Genomic DNA, 22,894 nt, shown 5'->3' on the forward strand with positions numbered 1-22,894 from the left:
TTTCAGAATTACGACAGGCTTCATTCCCAATAAATCAAAACAATATCATCCCGAAGGTATCATGAGGCACGGAACGCTGCTGGTCGGCAAAGGTTCCGTGCGGTTCTGTTAATTTGCTGATTGACGTGACCGGCAATCTGGTCTCTTTTCGCAACCATAAATGAGCTTCGCGACAGTCCCCGCGAGCCGAATCACTTCTTGAACACGCTGATTGCCCCCTGCATCCCACGGATCGCACGGCGGGCGCGTGCGGTCGGTTCGACGGACATGACGCATGACATGCACCCATCTGTCGCGGGACGGATGGACTTGATTGGAGGATCGTTGAGATGTCGACCGCGCCCCAGAACAATCCCTCCCCTCCGGCTACCTACACGCTCTATTTCACCGGTCTTTCCTCCGACGATCCGCTCCAGCCGATGAAGCGCCTGCGCTTTTCCACCATTCCCGATGCCGTGGACCGTGCCCTCGAAATGAAGCGCGAAGGCAAGCTCAAGCCGGTGGAGGTCCGCGACCAGCAGGGTCGCCTCGTCACCTGCGAGCTGATCGGCTGGCGCTTCTCGCCGCTCGCCACCCGTTCGGCGGCGCCGGAACGTTCCGACACGCGCTGGCGCTATACCGCCTGAAGATCTTTCCCTAGCTCCTGCATCCGCGAACGACGAGGCATCAGGTACCCTTTCCCGATGCCTCGCCTTGGCGTGTCCGTGCCGGCTTCGTCGAGCCTGCCGCGCTCTTCCGCCGTCCCGGCCGTGGCGCGCCCGCCGCCGCGCCGCCCTCGTCCTTGGCGTCGCGGCTGAGGCGCGCCCGCTGCTCGAACTCCGCCCGGATGCGCTCCAGCTCCTTCTCGTCCAGCTCCTCGAGGTCCATCAGCTTCTCGCGCGGGCCGTCGAGACGGGAGATCAGCTCGTCGAGCTTGATGTGCAGCGCCGCGGTGTCGCGGTTCTGGCTGTTCTGGATCACGAACACCATCAGGAAGGTGACGATGGTGGTCGAGGTGTTGATGACCAGCTGCCAGGTGTCGTTGAAGCCGACGAAGGGTCCGGTCGCCGCCCATAGCAGGATGATCGCCACCGCGGCGATGAAGGTGGCGGGGTGCCCGGTCCAGCGGGAAACGCCCTGGGCGAAGCGGGTGAAGGCGGAACGCCGGCGCGTTCCCTGATCGTCGGTCGGCGATTTCGCGAACATGGGCTCCCATCCTGCCGGGCGGGCCCGGATCGCTCCCGCCCGCCTCACGGCGAAACAATGTGCGGTGGCGCGTCACGGTTCCCGCGGCCGGCCAACCGGATATCGGCGATCACCGGCAGATGGTCGGAGGCACGCGCCGCCTCGGCGTCGGTGAAGCAGTTCACCGCGACGAGGCCGTCATTGCAGTAGAGGCGGTCGAGCCGCAGCAGGGGCCGCCGGGCCGGAAAGGTGCGCAGCCGGCTGTGCCAGCCGAACACCGCCGCCAGCCGGCGGCGGGTCTCGCCGAAGGAGGCCCAGTCGTTGAAGTCGCCGAGCATGAGCGTCGGCTCGGCGGGGCGGCGTCCGCCGAGCCGGGCCAGCGATCGCACCTGGTCCATCCGCTCGCCGATGGCGAGGCCCAGATGCACGGAAACCACGTTCAACGGCCCGGATCGGGTGGCGATCCGGGCGGAGATGGCGAAGCGCGGCTCGCGCCGGCGCACCGACAGGTCGTGCAGCTCGACGGCGCTGGTCTCCCAGCGGCTGAACAGCGCATGCCCGTAGTGCCCGTCGGGCGCGACGATGGTGCGGGCTTCGGTGAAATAGCCGGCGCGCAGGCCGCGCAGCGGGGCGAGGCAATCGACGTCGCGCCCGCGGGTGTCGATTTCCTGCAGCGCGACGATATCCGGCTTGTGGCGGGCGATCAGCCCGGCGATCCGCTCCAGATCGAAGCGCCGGTCCGGGCCGATGCCGCCATGGATATTCCAGCTCATCACCCGGATGAGGTCGCTCATGAAGAGGCCCCCGGCCGGCTCAGGCGGTGGAACGCGCGCGGTTCACCAGCAGCTGGAAGCTGAGCGAGAGCACGATCCACAGCGCCAGGAAGCCGACCAGCAGCGCGATGGCGCCCAGCGTCGGATCGGCGAGAAGGTCGACGATCTGCCGGCCGAGCGCCGTCATCACGATCAGCCCCGGCATCAGGCCGAGAATGGTGCCGACCAGGTAATCCGCGAGGGGAATGCCCACCGCCCCCGCGACCAGGTTGACGAAGCTGAAGGGCGCCGCCGGCACCAGCCGCACCGTCGTCACCGCCAGCACGCCGCGATTGGCGAGGCGGCGGCGGATGCGGTTGATGCGCGGGCCGATGAAGCGGCGCACCAGCCGCGCGCCCAGCGTGCGTCCCACCGCATAGGTGGCGAGCGCGCTCGTCAGCGCCCCGGTGCCGGCCAGTACGGCGCCCGTCCACCCGTCGAACACCGCCACCGTGGCCACGATCAGCAGCGTGACCGGAAAGGCGATGAAGCCGCCGGCGACGAAGGCGAGGACCACCGCCGCCGGCGCCCAGGGCGCCTCGGAAAGCCGTGTGAAGGCCTGCATGAGGCGCTCCGGCTCGGCGAAGGGCGAGTGGCTCCAGGCGAGCGCCAGGCCGCCGATCACCGCCAGGGCCGCCAGGAGGGCGAGCGCCCGGCGCCAGCGGCGCGGGGCCGGCAGGGCGACGCCGGAATCCTCGTAGAGCGGCTCGACCGGATCGGCGAGCGCATCGATCATCGGCAGCGGCAGCTCGGTCGCCGCCGGCTCGTAGGGCACCGGCGCCAGCCGGCGATCGGGCGCCGGGGCTTCCAGCAGGGCCGCCAGCCCGCCGGCGGCCAGCGCCTCGCCCACTTCCTCGGGCGTGCGGCCGAGATGCTCGCCCAGCAGACGGTTGCGCACGGCCGCCACCGCTTCGCGCTCCGCGTCGTCCCGCGCCTCCACCACCAGGTCGCATTCGCTGTCGAAGCCCATGGAGCGGTTGCACAGATTGGCGGAGCCGATGCGCATCAGCCGGTCGTCGATGATCATCACCTTGGAATGCACCATCACCCGGCCGGCGGCCTCATGCGGCCCGACCTCGGGATAGACGAAACGCAGGCGGTCGCCGAGGCCGGCCTCCGCCACCATGCCCATCACCCGGTCCCGCCCGACGCCCATGGCGCGGTGCTCGAACCAGGAGCGGTAGGCCATCGGCATCGCCACCACCGCCTCCAGCCGCGGCCGCCGGCGCATGCGGGCGATCAGCCGCTCCGTGGTCCGCCGGCAGGTGAAGAACTGGTTCTCGATGTAGACGAAGCGTTCGGCGGCATCGATCATGTCGAAGAACAGCGCCTCGACCTCGCGCACGCTCGTCTCCGCCTCATGCGCCGGCAGGGTACGGGCGATGCCGACGGCGACGCCCTCGAATTCCGGCTCCACCCCGTCCGGCCAGGGCGAGGGCGCGGAATAGCAGCCGGGATCGCAGCGCGGCGGCGCCAGCCGCTCGCAGGCGGCGCGACGCCAGCGCTCGCGCAGCATCTCGCCGAGCGCCGCGGCCGCCGGCCCCTCGACCAGCATCTGCACGTCGTGAAAGGCGCCATAGGGCGCGCCGGCCGCATCCACCCGCAATTCGTGCTCCGGCAGGTGCTCGGGCGTGTCCCAGCGGCGGCCGGTGAGGTCGAGCCCCCCGGAGAAGGCGACCCGGTCGTCGATCACCACGATCTTCTGGTGATGCGAGGCGCCGAAGGGCAACGCGTCGTCGAGGCAGATCTCGATCTGCGGCGGGGTGTTCCACAGGAAGGAATAGAGCGGCATCAGCTCCCGCTCGAAGGCGAAGACCATGGAATAGTCCCACAGCAGCAGGCGGATGCGCAGCTCCGGCCGGCGCTTCACCAGCGCCGAGAGGAAGTCGGCCAGCCTCTCCGGCAGGCCGTCCTCGGCGCGGCCGCTGTCGCCCACCAGCTTCATGCGGCTGTCGAGATCCCAGCCGGCGATGTGCACGGTGTCGCGAGCCTGCAGCAATGCCGAGCGCAGCGCCTCGAAATAGGCGGCGCCATCCACCAGCACCGCCGCGCGATCCGCCGTCTCGACGCGCCAGACATTGCACCCCTCGCGCAGCCGCGAGGCGAAGGGTTCAGGTCGCATCTGGGCGGAAAAGCGCTGGACGCGGTCGAGCATGTGCGGCGGCCTCTCCATCGATCGGTGACCTGCGTCAACGACGGGGGCGGCGCCCGGTTCCGCGCGGCGGCATCCCGCAACCGCCCTCGCCAGCGACGGCGGGCGCTGCTACAGCGCGGAGAATGACCGCGCGGCTCCACATATCCTGCGAATCCCCCTGGCTGGTGCTCCGCCTGCCCGGCCGTCACCGGATGGTGAGCTGGTCGCTCAACCGGCCGGGGCTGGTGGAGGCCACCACCGTCGCCTGGCGGCAGGTCGGCCCGCATGAGCTGGCGCCCGGCCTCGACCCGGCGAGCTGGTTCGCCGGGGCGCTCGCCGGCGCCGGACTCGGCGATGCCGTCGGCCTGCTCACCGCCCGCGACGTCGCCTCGCATGTCCATCGCGGCGCCGGGGTCGACGGCGTGCGGGCCGACGGCGTGGTGACGGCCGGGCTGAACAATGGCGAGCGCGTCGGCACCCGTCACGGTACCGCGCCGGTCGCGGCCGGAACGGTGAACATCTTCTGCCGGTCGTCGGTGCCGCTGACCGACGCGGCGCTGCTGGAAGCCGCCTCGCTGGTGGCGCAGGCGCGCACGGTGGCGATCATGGAGGCGGGCTATCGCCGCCCCGGCGGCCGCCACGCCGTGACCGGTACCGGCACCGACTGCATCGTGATGGCCGCGCCGCTCGCCTCGCCACTCACGGGCGAGCCGCAGCCTTATGCCGGCATGCACACCGCCATCGGCGAGGCGATCGGCGCCTGCGTCGAGGAGGCCACCCGCATCGCGGTGGTCGATTGGATCGCCGCCCGGGGATAGTCAGGCGGCCAGCAATTCCTCCAGCGCATCCGCCAGCCGGTCGGCATGCTCGATGCCGATGCAGAGCGGCGGGCGGATCTTCAAGACATTGCCGAACTGGCCGGCGGCGCCGATCAGGATGCCCTTTTCCTTCAGGCCGTTGATCAGCGCCTTGGCGATGTCCGCGCGCGGCCCGGCCTCGTCGCCGAAGGCGACGCCGAGATAGAGGCCGGCCCCGCGCACCGCGGTCATCGGCGCCCGGGCCATCAGATGCGTCAGCCGCGCCTTAAGGTGGCGGCCGACGCGGTCGGCATTGGCGATCAGCCCGTCCTCCTCGATCGCCTCCAGCACCGCAAGTGCGGCGGCGGCGGCGGCCGGGCTGGCGGCGAAGGTGTTGAAATAGCCGAAATCGGCGCAGAAATCGGCGAGCAGCTGCGGCCGCGTCACCAGCCCCGCCACCGGGTAGCCATTGCCCATCGGCTTGCCCATGGTGACGATGTCCGGCTCGACGCCGTGGCGTGAGAAGCCCCACATGCCCGCCCCGGTGCGCCCGAAGCCGGGCTGCACCTCGTCGGCGATGAACAGCCCGCCGGCGCGGCGCGCCACCTCCACCGCCTCCTTGAGGAAGCCCGGCGGATCGGCGAACACGCCGTCGGAGGAGAAGATGGTGTCGACCAGCAGCCCGGCGAAGCGGATGCCGTCGGCCTCCATGGCGGCGATGGCGCCGGCCACCGCCTCGGCGAAGCCCTGCCCGACATCGTTGCCGAACACCGCCGGATCCGGCGGCGGCACCATGCGCACATGCGGCGGCGGCGCGCCGTTGCGATAGGAGGAGGGCGAGACCTCCGTCACCGCCGAGGTGTTGCCGTGATAGGCGGTCTGCGTCACCACGAAGCCGGCGCCGCCGGTCGCCCGCCTGGCGATGCGCAAGGCGAGGTCGTTGCTCTCGCTGCCGGTGCAGGTGAGCACGAGGTTCGACAGCACCGCCGGAAAGGTGGCGAGCAGCTTCTCGGCATAGTCGTGCGAGACGTCGAACAGGTAGCGCGAGTGGATGTTGAACGCGGCGACCTGCTTCTGCACCGCCTCCACCACCTTGGGGTGGCAATGCCCGACGGTCGGCACGTTGTTGTAGAAATCGAGATAGGCCCGCCCGTCGGAAGCGTGCAGATACGGCCCCTCCGCGCCGACCACCTTCAGCGGCACGTCGTAGAACAGCACCGAGCCGGCGCCGAAGGCGCGCTGGCGCCGTTCGACCAGCGCCGCGATGTCCGGCGGCAGCGCCGCGCCTTCGCCGGAAAAGGCGTTGAGCGACAGGATCTGCAGTTCCGGGCTCTTCTTCATCGGGCTCGTCACGAGGCCGCCCTCCCATGGGTTTCGAGGAAGGCGCGGCCGAGCGCCACCGTGCCCTGCGTATAGGCCTCGCCCATCGCCTGCGCGGTCGGAGTCTCCGCGTGCGAGGCGACCCAGGCGGTCAGCAGCATGCGCCGCAGCATGATGAACACCGGCAGGATGGCGCACTCCTCGTCGGTGAGCGGCGCCACGGTGCGGTAGCCCTCGATCCACGCCGCCTGCAACGCCGGGACATAGGGCTCGTGCTCGGTGAAGCTGATGGCGGCGGCGAAGTCGTAGAGGTACCAGGAGAAGCCGCAATCGTCGAAATCGATCACCGACAGCGTGTCGCCGTCGACCAGCAGATTGGCGACCCGCATGTCGGCATGGACGAGGCCGAAACGGTCCTCGCCGGTGCCATAGGCGGCGAGCTTCCGCTTCAGCACCGCCGCGACGTCTTCCAGCACCGCCCGCCCGTCTCCATCGAGGCCGAGGCCGGCGCGCCAGTCGCCCCAGAGCAGTACCTCGCCCAGCATGGCGTCATAGTCCCAGCGCTTGCGCACGAAGCCGTCCGGCCGCTTCCAGCCCTTGGCATGGGCGTGCAGCCGGGCATTGATGGCCCCGAGTTCGCGGAACCAGCGCGGCAGGTCCTCGCCCTCGGCCGGCTCCTTGCCGGCGACCAGCTCGAACGCCACCGCGTGCCGGGTCACGCCGCCATCGTCGAGATCGGCGATCAGCGTGCCGTCGGCGAGCGGCACCGGGGTCAGCGTCGCCACCACGCCCTCGCCGCCGAGCGCGCCCAGCCAGGCGAGTTCGGAAGCGATCTCGGCGCGCGAATGGTAGCCGGGCCGATGCACCCGCAGCACCAGCTCGCGGCCGCTGGCGGCGTCGCGGGCGCGGAAGGTGGCGTTCTCGGAGATGGTGAGCAGCTTCACGTCGCTCTCCGGCGACAGGTCCCAGCGCGGCAGCGCGGCGCGCAGGCTGGCTTCCAGCCGGCCCAGGAAGTCGTCGCTATACATGGTGTCGGTCATGGTCATGCTTCATCAGGATGCACGGAACGCAAAGGCGACGGGGACGGTCGTCGACCTCATGCCACGCCTCCCCGGTGCTTGCCGAGGAAGGCGAGCAGGCGCTGATCATAGGCGGCCGGCTCCTCGTAGAACGGCATGTGGCTGGAATTGGGAAACACCGCCGTCTCGGCCTGGGTGAGGTTCTGCTTCATGCGCAGCGCGCAGGCGGGGGTGATCTCGTCGTGCCGGCCGACGGTGATGAGCGCCGGACAGGCGATGCGATGGAGGTCCGCCGTGCGGTTCCAGTCCTTGAGGTTGCCGATATAGAGAAATTCGTTCGGCCCCTGCATCGCCATGTACGGCGCCATGTTCCAGTCGTTCAGCGAGGCCATCAGCGGCGCCGGCCACTCTTGCAGGCGGCACACATGCCGGTAGTTCAACAGCGTGATCGCCGCCTGGTATTCGGGATGGTCGTAGGAGCCGTCCGCCTCGTGGGCGAGCAGCATCTCCACCGTCTCCGGCCCCAAAGCGGCGCGCAGGCGGTGCATCTCGGCCATCAGATGCGGCAGGTCGGCGGCGGTATCTTCCAGGATCAGCGTCTTCAAGACCTGCGGATATGTCAGCGCATACTCGATGGCGAGCCAGCCGCCCCAGCTATGGCCGAGAAGATGCACCCGGCCGAGCCCGAGCGCGGCGCGCACCGTCTCGACTTCCCCGACATAGCGCTCGATGCGCCACAGGGACGGATCGTCCGGCTTGTCGGAGGCGCCGCAGCCGAGCTGGTCGAAGGCGACGACGCGATAGCCGTGATCGGCGAGGAAGGAATGCGCGTCGCGCAGATAGTCGCAGGGCAGGCCCGGCCCGCCATTCAGGAGGAAGACCACCTCCTCGCCGGCGCCGTAGCTGTAGGCGACGACCCTGTGGCCGTCGACCGCGATCTCGATCCGCTCATCGGCGGGCTTCTGCTGCCACATGATCCCTACTTTCCGGCCACCGAGACCTCGACCCCGGCACGGGCGAGCGCGCGGGCGAGCGCGCCGTCCGGCGCCTTGTCGGTGACGAGGCGCTGGATGTCCGGCACCCGCGCCCAGATGGCGAGCGACGGCACATCGAATTTCTGATGATCGGTGACGATGATGGTCTCGGCCGCCCGGTTCATCATCGCCTTGTAGACCCACGCCGCCGGCGCCTCGGCATCGGCGAGGCCCTCCGGGGTGATGCCGGAAACGCCGAGGATCGCCCGGTTGACGTTGTAGCTCTGCAGGAACTCGATGGTCTCCACCCCCACCATCATGCCCTCGCGGCCATTGTAGCGGCCGGGGCAGACGATCACCTCGATCGTCGGGTTGGCCGCCACCACCGTGGCCACCGAAAAGGAATGGGTGATCACGGTGAGGTCGCGGCACTCGGCGGCCATGCGGCGGGCGACATGGGTGGTGGTGGCGCCGGCGCCGATGGCGATCACCTCGTGCGGCTTGATGAACTTCACCGCCTTTGCCGCGATCGCCTCGCGCTCGGCCACCATCATGCGGTGCCGCTCGCTCACCGCCGGCTCGGAGCCGAAGGGCCGCACCGCGCCGCCATAGGTGCGGTTGATCAGCCCGCGCTCCTGCAATTCGAACAGGTCGCGGCGGATGGTCTCGGTGGAGACGTTGAGGTCGGCGGCGAGGTCGCCCACCCGCAGCGTCGCCGCCGCCCGCATCTCGGCGAGGATGCGCTCCTGCCGCGCCGCCTTGTCGAGCCGCGGCCGCCGCCGGTCGCCCAGCGTATCGGGACCGTCGCTGTTCGGGGGCGCGCTCATGCCGGTTGACGCCTGCGCAGGAGGAGCATGATCAGCCCGCCGCCGAGCAGCAGGCTCGCCGCGCCCAGCGTCGCCATGGTGCCCAGCGCCGGCACCATCGGCGTATAGCCGGCTACCATCTTGGCATAGAGCCATTTCGGGATCGTCGAATCCGCCCCTGCCGTATAGAGCGACAGCGGGAAGTTGCTCCACGACAGGAGGAACGCGAACAGCATGCCCGACCAGATGCCCGGCCACAACAGCGGCAGCGTCACCTCGCGGAACACCTGCACCCGCGTGCAGCCGAGATCGTAGGCCGCCTCCTCCAGCGAGGGATCGAAGCCGTAGACCTGGATGGCGATCACCAGCGTCACCACCGGCACGATCCACACCAGATGCGCGAACACCGCGGTGAGCCAGGAGGTCTGGATGCCCACCGCGTTGAAGCCCAGCAGCAGGGCAAGCCCCAGCACCGGCTGCGGGAAGAAGACCGGCAGCAGGATCAGCTTCTGGTAGAGCCGCCGCCCCTTCCAGTCGTAGCGGGCGAAGGCCAGCGCGCCGAAGGTGGCGATCACCACCGAGATCGCCGTCACCAGGAGGGCAATGGCGATGGAGTTGCGCACCAGCATGCCGATCTCGATGGAATCGAGGGTCTTCTGCCACCACTCGGTGGCGTAGACCTTGATCGGAAAGCCGAAATAGCGGCTCTTGTTGAAGCTCGCCAGCGCGCCGCAGACGATCGGCAGATAGACCGCGATGAGGACGAACGCCGTCCAGATCCAGATCAGGGTGTTGGTGCGTCTGCGGGCGACGGCCGGTGTGGTGGCCATGGTTCAGCGCCTCCCCAGCATGCGGTCGAGATCGAGCTTCGACAGCGCGACAAGCGTCAGCGCGGCGATGAACACGCTCACCACCACCGCCAGCGCCGAGCCGAGCGGCCAGTTCTGCGAATAGGTGAAGGCGATCTCGATATCGTGCGAGATCACGATGATCGACTGGCCGCCGAGGATCTTCGCTTCCGCCGTGGCGCCCACCGCCAGCACGAAGGTGAGCAGCATGCCGATCAATATGCCGGGCATGGCGAGCGGCAATTCGATCTCGCGCCAGATCAGCAGCCGCCCGGCGCCGAGGTCGCGTGCGGCATCCACGAGGTCGCGCGGCACCAGAGCGAGGCCGAGCGTCATCGGAAACAGCATGAAGGGCAGATAGGTGTAGGCCATGCCGAACAGGGTGACGCCCGGCGTGTACAGCACCTCCGGTCCGCCGGAAAAGCCGAGCCATCTCAGCGTGCCGTCGAGCACGCCGTTCTTGATGAAGAACAGCACCCAGCCATAGAGGCGCACATTCTCCGACACGAAGAGCGGGAACACGAACAGCACGCTGATCAAGCCGGCCCAGCGGCCGAACACCGCGTTCAGCCCGTAGGCGATGGGATAGGCCACCACCGCCAGGATCGCCACGGTGAACAGCGCGAAGCCCACCGACCAGGCGAAGGACAGCCACACCGTGTTGGCGGGGTCGAACAGGCCGGCGAAATTCTCCAGCGTGAAGGAGCGGAACACGTCGAAGCTGCGCGGCGTCGCGAAGGAATAGGCGAGGATCGCCACCATCGGCGCCAGGAAGCCGATGCCGAGCAGCACCGCCACCGGCATGGCGCATTTCGCGCCCACCGACAGCCGGCGGGCGTGGCGGATCTCGCGGGCGGTCTCGGGTGCGCGTGCGAGTGCGATGTCGGCCATCGTCCCCTCCTCAGCTGCCCAGCGTGAAGGCGTCGGCGGCGTCCCAGCCGATCGTCACCTCGCGCGAGGCGCCGGGCGCGAGCGCGTGGGCGCGCGACAGCTCCACCAGCATCACCTTCTCGCCCACCCGCACCTGATACTGGATGCGCGAGCCGAGGGAATACTCATTGTACACCGCACCGGACAGCCGGTTGTCGGCCCGGTCGCCGGGCGCGAGGAAGCGCATATATTCCGGCCGGATCACCACGAAGGCCTCGTCCAGCGCCGCGCCGTCCTTGGGCGGGGCGAGCGTGAAGGTGCCGGGCACGTCGACCCCGTGCCATTCCGCACCGGCGCGCGTCATCTTCAGCGTGTTCACCTCGCCGACGAATTCCGACACGAAGCGGTCCACCGGCGCGCCGTAGATCTCCTCCGGCGTGCCCACCTGCACCAGCTTGCCGGCGCGCATCACGCCGATGCGGTCGCTCATCACCATCGCCTCCTCCAGCGAGTGGGTGATGTAGATGAAGGTCTTGCCGGTCTCGCGGTGCAGGTCCTTCAGCTCCTTCTCCAGCGCCTTCTTCAGCTTGTAGTCGAGAGCGGAGAGCGGTTCGTCGAAGAACAGCACGTCGGGATCATAGGCGAAGGCGCGGGCGAGCGCGACGCGCTGGCGCTCGCCGCCCGAGCACTTCATCACGTTCTTGTCGTGATAATTGTCCGGCAGGCGGACGACGCGCATCAGCTCCAGCGCCCGCTTCTTGCGGGTCGCGGCATCGACGCCCTTCACCTTCAGCGCGAAGGCGATGTTCTCGCCGACGCTCTTGTGCGGGAACAAAGCGAGCGACTGGAAGACGAGGCAGGTGGGGCGCCTGTTCGGCGGCATGTCGTTGATCAGCTCGCCGCGCAGGGTGATGTTGCCCTCGCTCGGCTGGTCCATGCCGGCGAGCATGCGCAGCAGCGTCGTCTTGCCGGAGCCGGAGGGGCCGACGATGGTGAGGAACTCGCCCTCGCGCACGTCGAGGTCGATCCCCTCCACCGCCGCGAAGCCGCCGAACATCTTGCGCACGCCGACCAATTGCAGGATCGGCAAGGCCGTTGCGGCATGGGCGGGCGGGGCGTCCGCGGGGATGGTCTGGAACATGTCGGTCTTTCGGTGTCAGGGCAGGCGGCGGGCGTGCCGCCGCGGGCAGGAGATTGTGGAAGTCGGTGGAGCGGGACCGGCAGGGGCGCGTCGGCGGATGCGACCTGCGTGCTTCGAGACGCGGGGCCATGCCCCGCTCCTCAGCATGAGGAACACTCTCCAGCGGAAGGAGAGCTTTCCCCATGCCCGCGGCCCCTCATCCTGAGGTGCCCGGCCATCGGCCGGGCCTCGAAGGACGCAGGCCCGCCCCGTCGCGCCTCACCCCCTCAACCGCTTGGCGGCGTTCATGATGTCGAGTGCCTTGTCGTAGTCCGGCACGATGTCGTACTCGACCGAGCGGGCCATCTCCTCCTCGAGGCTGTCCCACTGGATGGCGTCGAGCTCCTCCTTGGTGAACAGCTTGAAGCAGTCGGGATTGCCCATCTGCGCCACCGGGTTGAAGGTGCCCTCGGCGAAGGCGACGGTGTGCGCCACGTCCGGCGCCTGCACATATTTCAGGAACTCCAGCGCCAGCGGCGACAGGTTCGGGTTGTTCACCGTCGACGTCACCTCGATCCAGGAGATGCCGCCCTTGCCGCCGGCCAGCGGGCCCTTCAGCGGGGTGATGGCGCGCAGGTTCGGATGGCCGTCGGCGCGCGCCGGGGAGACCGAATAGGTGCCGCCGGTGAGATGCAGGTCGATCTCGCCGGAAATCAGCGCCTGGTTCATCGAGGCGATGTCGCCGATCAGCTTGGCGCCCTTGAAGACCCGCTTGGCGGTCTCCCCGAACTTCGCCATCTCCTCCGGCGTGTGGACCTTGAAGGGGTCGATGCCGGCGACGACGAAGAGGTTGAACACGTTCCAGTCGTCGGATTCCAGGATGCCGTATTTGCCGGCCAGGGCGGGATCGTTGAACAGGTCCCAGCCGGTCTCCTCGGCGGTCTTGCGGCTGATCTTGTCGGTGTTGACCACGAAGCTGTAGGGCCCGAAGCGCTGCACCATGCCGAGCAGGTCGTTGCCGTCCTCGCTCATCGCCCATTTGTAGGGCCATTTGAATTCGGGCAGCATCTTGGCGAAGAAGGGCTCGAACTCCGCCTTGGGCAACGGCTTGATCAGCTTCTCGGGCAGCATCACCTTGCGCGCCCAGGGATTGTTGACGTTGATCAGGTCCCAGGTGCTGATCTCGCCGGCGCGCAGGCGGTTGATCATGGTCGGGTCGTTGGTGAGGCTTTCCGCCTTCACCGTAGCGCCGGTCTTGGAGCGGAACGGGTCGAGCACCTGCGCGGAGTTGTAGCCCTCCCAGCACAGGATGTTCAGCTCCTTCTCGCGTGCCGCCCATGCCGAGCCGGCGCCGAGGAACGGTCCCGCCGCCAGTGCGCCGGCACCGGCCGCCATGCCCTGCAGCAGCGATCTCCTGGAAATGCCTGCCGAATTCCCTGCCATCTCGAAGTCCCCTCTTATGGTGGCGCGCACCTCGTCCGGCCGCGCATGCAACGCTCCATCGGAACCCGGCGATGTGGTTCTGATGTTGGAGTTTGTGCGATGCTAAACATTCCGTTTTGGGCTTTACAACACCAATTTTGCAGCGCACCCTGCTGAAAAGAAAGGCAGCCTAGAGTTTCGGCAGCATCGGCACCGAGAGCGGCAGCCTTCCTGCAACCAGCTGACAAACAACGAATTTTCCAAGGGAATCCTCGACACATGTTCACGCCGCTCGCAGGCAAGACGGTCATCGTCACCGGCGCCAGCAAGGGAATCGGGCGCGGCATCGCGCTGCGCTTCGGACAGGCCGGCCTCAATGTGCTGGTGGTCAGCCGCACGCTCGCCGAGGCCGAGAAGGTCGCCGCCGAAATCGGGCCCCACGCGTCGGGCTTCGCCGCCGACGTCACCCGCGTCGAGGACTGCGACGCCATGGCGGCGACGGCGGTGGCCCGCTACGGCTCCATCGACGTGCTCTGCGCCAATGCCGGCATCTTCCCCGCCGCCAGGCTCGGCGAGATGACCGAGGCGGATTTCGACCATGTGATCGGCACCAACCTCAAGGGCACCTTCCTGTCGGTCTCGGCGGTGCTGCCGCAGATGAAGGCGCAGAAGCAGGGCCGCATCGTGCTGACCTCATCGATCACCGGACCGATCACCGGCTTTCCCGGCTGGTCGCACTATGGCGCCTCCAAGGCCGGCCAGCTCGGCTTCATGCGCACGGCGGCGATCGAGCTGGCGCCGTGGAACATCACCGTCAACGCGGTGATGCCCGGCAACATCCACACCGAGGGCATGGACGGCATGGGCGAAGCCTATATCGCCTCCACCGCCGCCTGCGTGCCGATGAAGAAGCTCGGCAGCGTGTTCGACATCGCCAATGCGGCGCTGTTCTTCGCCTCCGAGGAAGCCGGCTACATCACCGGCCAGGGCCTTTCCATCGATGGCGGGCAGATCCTGCCGGAATCGCCGATGGCGCTCGAGGAGATGGGCACCGCCTGAGCCGCGGCGGCGCACCAACGAAAAAGGGCACCGCCACGGCGATACCCCTCATCTCGTTGCCTTCACGCCGGCCGCTTATTCCGAAGGCGAGCCCTTCGGCTTCAGCCAGGCGAACATGGAGCCGACGCCCTTCTTGGGCCGGATGTCGTCCGGCAGGCGGGCGACCACCACCATGTGGTCGACCTTGCCCTTCTTCCAATGGGCGAGGAAGGAATTGTAGTCCTTGAAGGAAATGCAGCCGTTGGAATCCCCGCGCGCGCCCAGCAGATAGCTGTGGGTCAGGATGCCGTTGCGGCCATACATCGGCTCCTTGCCGATCGGCGTCATCCGCAGCGCCTCGACGCCGTGGAACAGCGATTCGCGCATGGTCAGCCGATAGGTGTTCGGCGGCGTCGGGCCGCGCATCTTCACCGCGACGTGGCGCGGATCGTCGAACTTGTCGCCATAGCCGGAATGCGCCTCGAACTTGGTGCCGTCCGGCATGTAGACCACCTGGCCGACGATGTCGTAGACGGCGAAGCGGTCGCCGGGCTTGGGCAGGCGCACCTCGGCACTGGACATCGGGATGCCCGACGCCTCTTCCGGCGCCGCCTGGGGCGCCACGGTCGGCCCCAGATCCAGCTCGCCCTCGCCGGTCGACAAGGCGGCAAGGCGCACCTTGCGGGCCAGCGGGTTCTTGTCGGGCAGCGGCGTCTGCGCGGCGAGATCGCCGGCCGCGAGCGCGTCCGGGGCCTCGGCCGCCGGCCTCGCGGCGGTCTGGCTGCGGGCGGCGCCACGCGGATCGGAGGGCGGCAGCGGCACCGCATGCGTCATCGCCACCACCGCGCCCTTCGGCGCCGCGGTACCGGCGAGGTCGGAGATGGCCGGTGCGCTCGCCACGGTCGGGCCGGGCGCGGCGCGCGGCGGCATCTGCACGTCGGGACCGAAGATCCAGTTCGGCGCCAGCGCCACGAGGCCCGACGACTGGAAATTGCGGATTTCCCGGACGCTCGCCTCCATCTTCATCGGCGGCGGCGCCATCTCGAAAGGCGTGTCCTCCGGCATGGGCGGCGGCAGGTCGACCGGCATCCGGCCGATTCCCGACAGGCCGGCAATGGCGCTCGCCTCGGTCACGCGCAATTCGGAGGAAGTCGATGACGGCACCCAGGCGGCACCGAAGGAAACCGCGGCGGTCGCAGCCGCACCTCCCGCGCCGATGATCAGCGCGGTGACGAGATGCCAGCGGGGACGGACAGGCTTGGGCGCCACCGGCGCGCGCGTACCAAAGCCACGGGTGCGAGCTCTTCTGCTCATAACTCCCCAAACCCACATTCACACCGCCGATGCGTTGCGAAGGAGGTCGCCGCATCGGTCGATCACGCTCCCGCCTTCTGACGAGGCAGGCTTACTGAGCGCGTATCCATAGCGAAACTTGGTAAGCAATTTATTGATATCCGCGTGCAATGCAAACGCGAAACGCAGGAACGGGTTTTCCGGCCTCTCCATGCCGCAGCGCAATACCGCGCGGCGCCGGGCACGGGCCGGCTCCACCCTCGTCCTTGCCCCGCCTCCGTGCGATAAGCCGTGGCTGCGGGGCGATCGGCCGGCAGCCGCCGACGACCAACAGGGAATCACACGCATGACCGACGGCATCCTTCCGGCCCTGGCCGCCCGCCTCGACGAGCTGACCGCCTGGCGGCGCGAGCTGCACAGCTTCCCCGAGACGGCCTTCGAGGAGCATCGCACCAGCGACTACCTCGCCGCCAGATTGGAGGGCTTCGGCCTGCCGGTGCATCGCGGCCTCGCCGGCACCGGCCTGGTCGCGACGCTGGAGGGCCGCCGCGGCGCGGGTCCCGCCATCGGCCTGCGCGCGGATATCGACGCCCTCGACATCGCCGAGGCCACCAATCTGCCCTGGCGCTCCACCCGTCCCGGCAAGATGCACGCCTGCGGCCATGACGGGCACATGACCATGCTGCTGGGCGCCGCCCAGCATCTCGCCGCCCATCCCGATTTCGCCGGCACGGTGCACTTCATCTTCCAGCCGGCGGAAGAGAACGAGGGCGGCGGCAAGGTGATGGTTGAGGAAGGGCTGTTCGAGCGCTTCCCGGTGCAGGGGGTATACGGGCTGCACAACTGGCCGAACGCGCCGTTCGGCACCTTTCTCGGCCGGCCGGGGCCGATGTTCGCCGCCTTCGACATCTTCGAGGTGCGAATCGGCGGGCGCAGCGCCCATGCCGCCATGCCGCATCGCGGCGTCGATCCGGTGCTGGCGGCCAGCCAGCTGGTCGCCGCGCTGCAGTCCATCGTCTCGCGCAACGTCGATCCGGCCGAGGCGGCGGTGCTCACCGTCACCCAGATCCATGGCGGCGATACCTGGAACGTCATCCCCGAGGAGGTGGTGCTGCGCGGCACCTGCCGCACCTTCACCGCCGAGGTGCGCGATCTCGTCGAGGCGCGGTTCAGGGAAATCTGCGCCGGCATCGGCGCGGCGACGGGCACCGCGATCACCGTCGACTACCAGCGCCGCTACCCGGCGATGGTCAATCACCCCGCCGAGCTCGACGAGGCCTTCGCCGCCGCCCGCGCCACCAGCGGCGAGGCGAGCGTCATCACCGATTTCCCGCCGATCATGGCGGCGGAGGACTTCGCCTACATGCTGGAGGCGGTGCCGGGCGCCTATATCTGCCTGGCCAGCGGGCCGGGGCCGAACCTGCACAACGCCCATTACGACTTCAACGATGCGCTGCTGCCGGTCGGGGCCTCCTACTGGGTGAACCTCGTGCAGCGGCTGCTGGCGCCGCGCTAGAAGCCGCCGGCGGCCGCCGCCGCGCGGGCATAGTGCACCACCCCGTCCATCACCAGCTTCAGCGACAGCAGGAACAGCGCCCCGATCACCAGGCGGAAGAACAGCTTCTCCGGGATGATGCGCGTCAGCTTCACCCCGGCGAAGGTGCCCGCCACCGCCACCGGGGTGATCGCCAGCGTCAGGGTGAGGTTGGAGAGGCTCAGCTGCCCCAGCGCCCAGTAGGGCACCAGCTTCATGGCGTTGATCGCCGCGAAGAGCAGCGTCGAGGTGCCCGCGAACACCATCTTCGGCAGGCGCTGCGGCAGCATGTAGGTCTGGTAGGGCGGCGCGCCGGCATGGGTGACGAAGCTGGTGAAGCCGGTCAGCGTGCCCCAGAACAGCCCGCGCGGCACGTCGGCGGGCCGCGGCTGCGTCGGCAGGCGGCCGAACCAGCGGTTCAGGCAGAAGGCGAGCCCGATCAGCCCGACCATCAGCATCACCGCTTCCTCGCTGATCACCGAGGCGGTCGCCCAGCCGATGCCCACCCCCAGCGCGCCGGCCGGCATCAGGATGGCGAGGTTGCGGCCGGAATATTCCCGCCGGTAGTTCCAGACGCCGAACATGTCGCTGACGACATAGACCGGCAGCAGCAGGCCGGCGGCGGTGAGCGGCGACATCACCAGCGACATGATCGGCACCGCGAGCAGGCCGATCATCGGCAGCCCGCCCTTGGACAGCCCGACCGCCATCGCCGCCAGGCAAGCGGCCAGCGCGAACCCGATCTGCGACGGATCGAGCATGATGGAGATTACCTCGGAAAAGAACGACGGCGGGCGACGGCGCTGCCGCCGTCACCCGCCCTGGTGGGAAGAGGGTGGGAAGAGAACGAAGCCGCTGCGCCGCTCAGGCCGCCACGGCGCTCTTCAGCCGCGCCCCGACCTTGGCGCGCAGGCTGTTCAGGTCCTTGACGAACTGACGGATGCCCTCGGAGAGCTTCTCGGTCGCCATGGGGTCCTCGTTCATGGCGAAGCGGAACGCCTTCTCGTCGAGCGTGATCCGCGCCGACGCCTCGGTCGCCTGGGCCGGATCGAGCCGGCGCACGAGCGTGCCCTGGTCCGCCTCCAGCTGGTCGAGCAGCGCCGGGCCGATGGTCAGGCGGTCGCAGCCCGCCAGCGCCTCGATCTCGCCGGTGTTGCGGAAGGAGGCGCCCATCACCACGGTCTTGATGCCCTGGGCCTTGTAATAGGCGTAGATGTTGCGCACCGAGACCACGCCGGGATCGGTCTCGGCGGTGAACGGACCCTCGCCGGCCTTGACGTGCCAGTCGAGGATGCGCCCGACGAAGGGCGAGATCAGGAACACGCCGGCCTCGGCGCAGGCCACCGCCTGCGGCAGCGCGAAGAGCAGCGTCAAATTGCAGTCGATGCCTTCCTTCTGCAGCACTTCCGCCGCGCGGATGCCCTCCCAGGTGGAGGCGATCTTGATGAGGATGCGCTCGCGGCCGATGCCGCGCGCCTCATAGGCCTTGATGAAGGCCCGCGCTTTGGCGAGCGTCGCCTCGGTATCGAAGGAGAGGTCGGCATCGACCTCGGTGGACACGCGGCCCGGCACGATGCCGGCGAGCTCGGCGCCGAAATTGATCGCGAGACGGTCGCAGGTCGCCTTCACCACCGCGTCATGATCGCCGCCCTGCTTGGCGCCCCAGGCGATCGCCTCGTCGACCAGCGAGGCATAGGCCGGGGTTTCGGCCGCCTTGAGCAGCAGCGTCGGGTTGGTGGTGCAATCCTGCGGCTTGAGGCGTCGTACCGCCTCGATGTCACCGGTATCGGCGACGACGACGGTCATGGCGCGCAGCTGTTCGAGCTTGGAGGGCATGTCGATCTCTCTTCCTGCGGCGCCGCTCGCCGCGTCGGCTCATGTCATATGGGACCGCGATCACAAGGTTACGACCCTTGGACCACAATTTACCCTGCCGCTTCAAGATGCTCCGGCCGCGGATTGCATCGGCCGGCAGGGTCGCCATCGCGCTCTTGTGAGCCGCGCCGGGCAGGCGTAAATGCTGAAGAATCATGCTGCCGCCAGCCGTGGCTCCCCGAGGTCGCTCATGGACGATATCCACTACCGCGAATACAAGATCCTGCTGCGTCCCGAGCGGTTCTTCGATCCGCGCCAGTTCGAGGTGTTCTGGCGCAAGGCTACGCAGATCGCCTCCGAGCACAAGGTCGGCGTCATCACGAACAAGGACGGCTTCAAGCGCCAGGTGCGCGAGGTGCTGTTCTACGACACGCCCGACTACGACCTGTACCGGAACGCCTTCATCCTGCGCAAGCGCACCTTCTACACCGATGGCTGGCCCGAGAACGAGCACGAGCTCACCTTCAAGTTCCGCCATCCCGACTTCCACGAGGCGGCGCAGATCGACGTCACCCCGCATCTTCAGGGCGCCGCCGACATCAAGTTCAAGGAGGAGTTGCTGCCGCTGAAGGAAAAGCTCGGCGGCATGCGCAGCCTCTATTCGCATAATTGCGTGCTGCGCTCGGCGGGCCTCGTGCTCGATGCCGGGCTGGAGCGCATCGCCTCGGTGTTTCCGGTGCTGTCGGAACTGTGCCCCGCCCAGGCCGGCACGCCGGTGTCGCTGGTCAACAACCTGCCGGTGGAAGAAGTGCAGGTGAATGTCGGCGCGTTCGATTTCGGCCACGGCCTCGTCGCCAAGGCGACGATCGCGGTATGGCGCGACCGGCCGACCGAGAGCTCCATCGTCGGCGAATTCGCCTTCCAGGCCAAGTTCGACCGCTATGACGAACTGCACGCCAAGGCCAAGACGCGCTCGGAAGCCTTCTTCCTCGACGTGCAGCAGCAGATGCCGGAATGGGTCTATCTCGGCGCCACTAAGACCGCGCTGGTCTATAATTTCGGCAAGCTCGCCGTGGCCGGCCGCGAATGAGCGATCCGGCGGCCGCGACGCCTGCCCCCCCGCCCGGCGGCCCGGTGGGGCTCGGCGAGATCTTCCTCACCTTCCTCGTCATCGGGGCGACCAGCTTCGGCGGCGGGGTGGTCGCCTATCTGCGCAACGCGCTGGTGCTGCAGAAGGGCTGGCTCGACGAGGAGCGCTTCCTGTCGGCGCTGGAGATCGCCCAGGCGCTGCCGGGCCTCAACGCCACCAACATGGCGATCATCGTCGGCGACCGGCTGCGCGGCATCCTCGGCGCCATCATCGCCTTTCTCGGCATCACCCTGCCCGGCGCCACGCTGATCATGGTGCTCGGCGTCGCCTATGCGGCGAACGCCGACAACCCCTACGTCAACGCCGCGCTGGTCGGGGTCGGCGCGGCGGCGGTCGGCATGCTGGCGGCGGTGACGCTGCAGATCGGCCGCAAGCAGCTCGGCTCGCTGATCGACGTCGCCATCATCCTCGTCACCGTGGGGCTGGTGAGCTTCCTGCACGTCTCGCTGGTCTGGGTGATCCTCACCGTCGGTCCGGCGGCGGTGCTCATCTATCGCCCGCGCAAGGGCGAGGCGGTGGAAGGCGAGCCGACATGAACGAGAATCTCTCGGTGCTCGGCGTGTTCTCGCTGCTGTCGATCCTGGCGGTCGGCGGCGGCGCCGCGGTGCTGCCGGAAACCAAGGCGCTGGTGATCGACAGCCATCACTGGCTCACCGAGGACCAGTTCCGCGACATTTACGGCCTCGGCCAGGTGGTGCCGGGGCCGAACATGCTGATGGTGATGGTGATCGGCTATCACGTCACCGGCTTCCTCGGCGCCCTCCTCGCCTATCTCGGCTTCTTCCTGCCGGCGGGGGCGATCTCGCTCGGCGCCTCGCGGCTGTGGGACCATTTCGAGGGCTCGCCCTGGCGCGCCGCGCTGCAGCGGGGCATGGCGCCGCTGGTGGTGGGGCTGATGGCGGCCGGCGCCATCTCCATCGCCCGCACCGCCATAGAGGGGACGATGACCGTCGCCATCGCCATCGCGGTGTTCCTCGGGGTCTATTTCGTCAAGCGGGTCAACCCGGCCCTGCTGGTGCTCGCCGGCGGCCTCGTCGGGCTCGTCGCGCTGGGCTGAGAGGGCCCCCGACGCCCCGCAAGGCGATGTCCGGCACCGCAAATGCCGCGCCGGCGTGGGTTGGGGCTACAGCGGCGCCGGCACGGTGCTATCATGCCGGGGTTGTCGAACCTTCAGGGAGACTTTCCATGCCCGGTCTGCCCGCCTTCGGCCTTGCCCAGCCTCTACGTCGCCTCGCGGCCCCGCTCCTCGGCGCCGCCGCCCTCGCCGTCACCTTCGGCCTCGGCACCCCGGCCGAAGCCGGCGTCGCCATGCCGTCCCTCGCCGCCGCCTCCACGACCGCCACGACGCTGCCCGGCGTCGAGCCGGTGCGCTGGGTCTGCGGTCCTTGGCGCTGCGTCTGGCGGCCGAACTATCCCGCCTACTGGTATGTGCCGCCCTATGCGCGCGCCTGGGGGCCGCCGGTGCGGCCGGCCTGCTACTGGCGCCGCACCTGGGGTGGCGGCTGGGCGCATGTCTGCCCCTGAGATCCGCGGAGCTCGGCAGCCCCCGGATGCTGCCGAGCTTCCGACCCTGCCGCGCGCGGCCTCCGGGCGCGGCAGCTTCCCGCGGGCCTCCCTCCCGCCCGCCGGGCCTTCATGACCTCCGATCCGACGACTGGTATCGCGTTGCGCCCGCTCATCTTCGCCACTTTCGCCACCCTCATCGCCGGTTTCGTGAACGGGGTGGGCTATGCCCATCTCGGCGGCCTGTTCCTCTCCTTCATGAGCGGCAATTCCACCCGCCTCGGCATCAGCCTCGCCGCCGGCGAACACGCCGCCGCGCTGCATGCCGCCGCCGTCATCGGCAGCTTCGTCGCCGGCGCGCTGGTCGGCACGCTGATCGCCGAGGCCGCCGGGCGCTGGAAACTGGTGCTGATCCTCGCCGGCGAAGTGGGCCTGTTCGCGCTCGCCGCCGGGCTGACCCGGCACGATGCCGGCTTTGCCGCCCTGCTGCCGGTCGCCGTCGCCATGGGCATGCAGAACGCCGTGCACCAGATCATCGCCGGCGCCGATGTCGGCAAGAGCTTCGTCACCGGCGCGCTGTTCGGCCTCGGCCGGGCGATGGCGCGCCGCCTCACCGGCCGGGGCTCGATGGCGGAAGCGGCGAGCTATGCCCTGTCCTGGTTGGCCTTCGTCGGCGGGGCGCTGACCGGGGCGCTGATGCCCGTCACCCTGGGAATGACGCCGGCGCTGATCATCGCCGGGCTGTTGCTGACCGCGCTGGCGGTGCTGGCCTTCATCTTCAGCCGGCACCTCGGGCCGGCATTGGCCGAATTCGGCGGCGACTAGCCGTCACGCATCGGACGGGAGGCGGAAGCGGTCTCCCGCCATAGGCACGCGGCCCGTCGAGGCGCCTATTCCACCCCGATGGCGTCGCGGGCCTTGGCGAGCGCCTGGCGGCAGCCCTCGGCATCCTCGCGCTCGTCGGCGGCGCGGGCCTTGTCGAGTTCCGCCTGCGCCTTTTCGGGCGCGAGGCCCTCGCCGAGTTCCCCCTCGGCCTGCGCGATGCCGCCGGGCGAGGGGTCGTGGCTCAGCGTCGCATCCTCGCTCTCCGGCGCGGTGGGGCCGGTGGCGGCGAGGTCGGCGAGCAGCCGGTCGAGCGCCTCCTGCGTGGCGACGATGTCGGCCGTGCAGGGACCCGCCAGCGCGGCCGGAGCCGATGCCAGCAGCAGGGCGACAGCGAACGGGGCGGCGGCTTTCAGGCTCATGACATCCTTCCCTCGGCGGGCCCGCGAACGG

Annotated in this window: 24 protein-coding genes; 9 read left to right on the forward strand and 15 right to left on the reverse strand. The window is 69.1% G+C overall.

Annotated elements, in window-relative coordinates; all coding sequences use genetic code 11:
- The first annotated feature begins 329 nt into the window (after nucleotides 1-329).
- A complete protein-coding gene (locus KHC19_RS08435) occupies nucleotides 330-626 on the forward strand; it encodes a hypothetical protein (protein WP_213351919.1) in 297 nt (98 codons plus the stop codon).
- Between the two features lie 40 nt (nucleotides 627-666).
- On the opposite strand, the gene KHC19_RS08440 is transcribed toward KHC19_RS08435, so the two are convergent.
- Genes KHC19_RS08440 through KHC19_RS08450 form a run of 3 tightly spaced genes read right to left on the reverse strand, consistent with a single transcriptional unit; the run spans nucleotide 667 to nucleotide 4,131 of the window.
- Nucleotides 667-1,185 carry a low affinity iron permease family protein gene (locus KHC19_RS08440; RefSeq protein ID WP_213351920.1) on the reverse strand — a complete coding sequence of 173 codons (519 nt, stop codon included), beginning with the start codon at nucleotides 1,183-1,185 and terminating at the stop codon, nucleotides 667-669.
- 44 nt (nucleotides 1,186-1,229) lie between these two features.
- On the reverse strand, nucleotides 1,230-1,958 hold the full coding sequence (locus KHC19_RS08445) for an endonuclease/exonuclease/phosphatase family protein (RefSeq protein WP_213351921.1): 729 nt from the start codon (nucleotides 1,956-1,958) through the stop codon (nucleotides 1,230-1,232).
- 19 nt (nucleotides 1,959-1,977) lie between these two features.
- On the reverse strand, nucleotides 1,978-4,131 hold the full coding sequence (locus KHC19_RS08450) for a VTT domain-containing protein (RefSeq protein ID WP_213351922.1): 2,154 nt from the start codon (nucleotides 4,129-4,131) through the stop codon (nucleotides 1,978-1,980).
- A gap of 122 nt (nucleotides 4,132-4,253) precedes the next feature.
- Here KHC19_RS08450 and KHC19_RS08455 point away from each other — a divergent pair, with 122 nt between their 5' ends.
- A complete protein-coding gene (locus KHC19_RS08455; protein WP_213351923.1) occupies nucleotides 4,254-4,928 on the forward strand; it encodes an adenosylcobinamide amidohydrolase in 675 nt (224 codons plus the stop codon).
- On the opposite strand, the gene KHC19_RS08460 is transcribed toward KHC19_RS08455, so the two are convergent.
- From KHC19_RS08460 to KHC19_RS08495, 8 genes are all read right to left on the reverse strand, one after another.
- The gene (locus KHC19_RS08460) at nucleotides 4,929-6,248 is read right to left on the reverse strand and encodes an aspartate aminotransferase family protein (RefSeq protein ID WP_213351992.1); all 1,320 of its coding nucleotides are present in this window, start codon (nucleotides 6,246-6,248) and stop codon (nucleotides 4,929-4,931) included.
- 8 nt (nucleotides 6,249-6,256) lie between these two features.
- The gene (locus KHC19_RS08465; protein ID WP_213351924.1) at nucleotides 6,257-7,267 is read right to left on the reverse strand and encodes a phosphotransferase enzyme family protein; all 1,011 of its coding nucleotides are present in this window, start codon (nucleotides 7,265-7,267) and stop codon (nucleotides 6,257-6,259) included.
- A gap of 56 nt (nucleotides 7,268-7,323) precedes the next feature.
- The gene (locus KHC19_RS08470; protein ID WP_213351925.1) at nucleotides 7,324-8,220 is read right to left on the reverse strand and encodes a proline iminopeptidase-family hydrolase; all 897 of its coding nucleotides are present in this window, start codon (nucleotides 8,218-8,220) and stop codon (nucleotides 7,324-7,326) included.
- A gap of 5 nt (nucleotides 8,221-8,225) precedes the next feature.
- A complete protein-coding gene (locus KHC19_RS08475; RefSeq protein WP_213351926.1) occupies nucleotides 8,226-9,047 on the reverse strand; it encodes a DeoR/GlpR family DNA-binding transcription regulator in 822 nt (273 codons plus the stop codon).
- A complete protein-coding gene (locus KHC19_RS08480; protein ID WP_213351927.1) occupies nucleotides 9,044-9,856 on the reverse strand; it encodes an ABC transporter permease in 813 nt (270 codons plus the stop codon). Before KHC19_RS08480 ends, KHC19_RS08475 begins: the two co-directional genes overlap by 4 nt.
- 3 nt (nucleotides 9,857-9,859) lie before the next feature.
- Entirely contained in the window at nucleotides 9,860-10,765 is a 906-nt protein-coding gene (locus tag KHC19_RS08485; RefSeq protein WP_213351928.1) for an ABC transporter permease, read from the reverse strand.
- Nucleotides 10,766-10,775: 10 nt separating this feature from the next.
- Nucleotides 10,776-11,885, reverse strand: coding sequence for an ABC transporter ATP-binding protein (locus KHC19_RS08490; protein ID WP_213351929.1), 1,110 nt, complete (start codon nucleotides 11,883-11,885; stop codon nucleotides 10,776-10,778).
- A 258-nt stretch (nucleotides 11,886-12,143) separates the two neighbouring features.
- On the reverse strand, nucleotides 12,144-13,259 hold the full coding sequence (locus KHC19_RS08495) for an ABC transporter substrate-binding protein (protein WP_213351993.1): 1,116 nt from the start codon (nucleotides 13,257-13,259) through the stop codon (nucleotides 12,144-12,146).
- A gap of 306 nt (nucleotides 13,260-13,565) precedes the next feature.
- On the opposite strand from KHC19_RS08495, the gene fabG reads away from it, so the two are divergent.
- A complete protein-coding gene (fabG, locus tag KHC19_RS08500; RefSeq protein WP_213351930.1) occupies nucleotides 13,566-14,345 on the forward strand; it encodes a 3-oxoacyl-ACP reductase FabG in 780 nt (259 codons plus the stop codon).
- A gap of 75 nt (nucleotides 14,346-14,420) precedes the next feature.
- Here fabG and KHC19_RS26340 read toward each other — a convergent pair whose 3' ends face one another.
- Complete coding sequence (locus KHC19_RS26340; RefSeq protein WP_343207678.1) at nucleotides 14,421-15,593, reverse strand: DUF2778 domain-containing protein; 1,173 nt, start codon at nucleotides 15,591-15,593, stop codon at nucleotides 14,421-14,423.
- 370 nt (nucleotides 15,594-15,963) lie between these two features.
- On the opposite strand from KHC19_RS26340, the gene KHC19_RS08510 reads away from it, so the two are divergent.
- Complete coding sequence (locus KHC19_RS08510) at nucleotides 15,964-17,133, forward strand: M20 aminoacylase family protein (RefSeq protein WP_213351932.1); 1,170 nt, start codon at nucleotides 15,964-15,966, stop codon at nucleotides 17,131-17,133.
- Here the strand turns inward: KHC19_RS08510 and KHC19_RS08515 are convergent.
- Both KHC19_RS08515 and tal read right to left on the reverse strand, forming a co-directional pair.
- Entirely contained in the window at nucleotides 17,130-17,912 is a 783-nt protein-coding gene (locus KHC19_RS08515; RefSeq protein ID WP_213351933.1) for a sulfite exporter TauE/SafE family protein, read from the reverse strand. The two genes, KHC19_RS08510 and KHC19_RS08515, sit on opposite strands and share 4 nt — an antisense overlap.
- 103 nt (nucleotides 17,913-18,015) lie before the next feature.
- Entirely contained in the window at nucleotides 18,016-18,987 is a 972-nt protein-coding gene (tal, locus tag KHC19_RS08520; RefSeq protein ID WP_213351934.1) for a transaldolase, read from the reverse strand.
- Between the two features lie 229 nt (nucleotides 18,988-19,216).
- On the opposite strand from tal, the gene KHC19_RS08525 reads away from it, so the two are divergent.
- From KHC19_RS08525 to KHC19_RS08545, 5 genes are all read left to right on the forward strand, one after another.
- On the forward strand, nucleotides 19,217-20,056 hold the full coding sequence (locus KHC19_RS08525) for a hypothetical protein (RefSeq protein ID WP_213351935.1): 840 nt from the start codon (nucleotides 19,217-19,219) through the stop codon (nucleotides 20,054-20,056).
- Nucleotides 20,053-20,652: a chromate transporter gene (locus KHC19_RS08530; RefSeq protein WP_213351936.1), complete on the forward strand. Its 600-nt coding sequence runs from the start codon at nucleotides 20,053-20,055 to the stop codon at nucleotides 20,650-20,652. The genes KHC19_RS08525 and KHC19_RS08530 overlap by 4 nt, the downstream gene beginning before the upstream one ends.
- Nucleotides 20,649-21,173: a chromate transporter gene (locus KHC19_RS08535; RefSeq protein ID WP_213351937.1), complete on the forward strand. Its 525-nt coding sequence runs from the start codon at nucleotides 20,649-20,651 to the stop codon at nucleotides 21,171-21,173. The genes KHC19_RS08530 and KHC19_RS08535 overlap by 4 nt, the downstream gene beginning before the upstream one ends.
- A 128-nt stretch (nucleotides 21,174-21,301) precedes the next feature.
- A complete protein-coding gene (locus tag KHC19_RS08540; protein ID WP_213351938.1) occupies nucleotides 21,302-21,640 on the forward strand; it encodes a hypothetical protein in 339 nt (112 codons plus the stop codon).
- Between the two features lie 111 nt (nucleotides 21,641-21,751).
- Nucleotides 21,752-22,444, forward strand: coding sequence for a YoaK family protein (locus tag KHC19_RS08545; RefSeq protein ID WP_213351939.1), 693 nt, complete (start codon nucleotides 21,752-21,754; stop codon nucleotides 22,442-22,444).
- Between the two features lie 65 nt (nucleotides 22,445-22,509).
- Here the strand turns inward: KHC19_RS08545 and KHC19_RS08550 are convergent, their stop codons facing one another.
- The gene (locus tag KHC19_RS08550; protein WP_213351940.1) at nucleotides 22,510-22,863 is read right to left on the reverse strand and encodes a hypothetical protein; all 354 of its coding nucleotides are present in this window, start codon (nucleotides 22,861-22,863) and stop codon (nucleotides 22,510-22,512) included.
- Between the last annotated feature and the right edge of the window lie 31 nt (nucleotides 22,864-22,894).

Source organism: Ancylobacter oerskovii, assembly GCF_018390555.1.
Lineage (GTDB): Bacteria > Pseudomonadota > Alphaproteobacteria > Rhizobiales > Xanthobacteraceae > Ancylobacter > Ancylobacter oerskovii.

Coding starts and splice junctions, on each gene's coding strand:
- KHC19_RS08515 (WP_213351933.1), bottom strand. CDS start 17,912: ATGCTCGATCCGTCGCAGATCGGGTTCGCGCTGGCCGCTTGCCTGGCG.
- tal (WP_213351934.1), bottom strand. CDS start 18,987: ATGCCCTCCAAGCTCGAACAGCTGCGCGCCATGACCGTCGTCGTCGCC.
- KHC19_RS08490 (WP_213351929.1), bottom strand. CDS start 11,885: ATGTTCCAGACCATCCCCGCGGACGCCCCGCCCGCCCATGCCGCAACG.
- KHC19_RS08485 (WP_213351928.1), bottom strand. CDS start 10,765: ATGGCCGACATCGCACTCGCACGCGCACCCGAGACCGCCCGCGAGATC.
- KHC19_RS08465 (WP_213351924.1), bottom strand. CDS start 7,267: ATGACCGACACCATGTATAGCGACGACTTCCTGGGCCGGCTGGAAGCC.
- KHC19_RS08455 (WP_213351923.1), top strand. CDS start 4,254: ATGACCGCGCGGCTCCACATATCCTGCGAATCCCCCTGGCTGGTGCTC.
- KHC19_RS08480 (WP_213351927.1), bottom strand. CDS start 9,856: ATGGCCACCACACCGGCCGTCGCCCGCAGACGCACCAACACCCTGATC.
- KHC19_RS08445 (WP_213351921.1), bottom strand. CDS start 1,958: ATGAGCGACCTCATCCGGGTGATGAGCTGGAATATCCATGGCGGCATC.
- KHC19_RS08435 (WP_213351919.1), top strand. CDS start 330: ATGTCGACCGCGCCCCAGAACAATCCCTCCCCTCCGGCTACCTACACG.
- KHC19_RS08495 (WP_213351993.1), bottom strand. CDS start 13,259: ATGGCGGCCGGTGCCGGCGCACTGGCGGCGGGACCGTTCCTCGGCGCC.
- KHC19_RS08440 (WP_213351920.1), bottom strand. CDS start 1,185: ATGTTCGCGAAATCGCCGACCGACGATCAGGGAACGCGCCGGCGTTCC.
- KHC19_RS08535 (WP_213351937.1), top strand. CDS start 20,649: ATGAACGAGAATCTCTCGGTGCTCGGCGTGTTCTCGCTGCTGTCGATC.
- KHC19_RS08530 (WP_213351936.1), top strand. CDS start 20,053: ATGAGCGATCCGGCGGCCGCGACGCCTGCCCCCCCGCCCGGCGGCCCG.
- KHC19_RS08460 (WP_213351992.1), bottom strand. CDS start 6,248: ATGAAGAAGAGCCCGGAACTGCAGATCCTGTCGCTCAACGCCTTTTCC.
- KHC19_RS08525 (WP_213351935.1), top strand. CDS start 19,217: ATGGACGATATCCACTACCGCGAATACAAGATCCTGCTGCGTCCCGAG.
- fabG (WP_213351930.1), top strand. CDS start 13,566: ATGTTCACGCCGCTCGCAGGCAAGACGGTCATCGTCACCGGCGCCAGC.
- KHC19_RS08545 (WP_213351939.1), top strand. CDS start 21,752: ATGACCTCCGATCCGACGACTGGTATCGCGTTGCGCCCGCTCATCTTC.
- KHC19_RS08450 (WP_213351922.1), bottom strand. CDS start 4,131: ATGCTCGACCGCGTCCAGCGCTTTTCCGCCCAGATGCGACCTGAACCC.
- KHC19_RS08550 (WP_213351940.1), bottom strand. CDS start 22,863: ATGAGCCTGAAAGCCGCCGCCCCGTTCGCTGTCGCCCTGCTGCTGGCA.
- KHC19_RS08470 (WP_213351925.1), bottom strand. CDS start 8,220: ATGTGGCAGCAGAAGCCCGCCGATGAGCGGATCGAGATCGCGGTCGAC.
- KHC19_RS08475 (WP_213351926.1), bottom strand. CDS start 9,047: ATGAGCGCGCCCCCGAACAGCGACGGTCCCGATACGCTGGGCGACCGG.
- KHC19_RS08510 (WP_213351932.1), top strand. CDS start 15,964: ATGACCGACGGCATCCTTCCGGCCCTGGCCGCCCGCCTCGACGAGCTG.
- KHC19_RS08540 (WP_213351938.1), top strand. CDS start 21,302: ATGCCCGGTCTGCCCGCCTTCGGCCTTGCCCAGCCTCTACGTCGCCTC.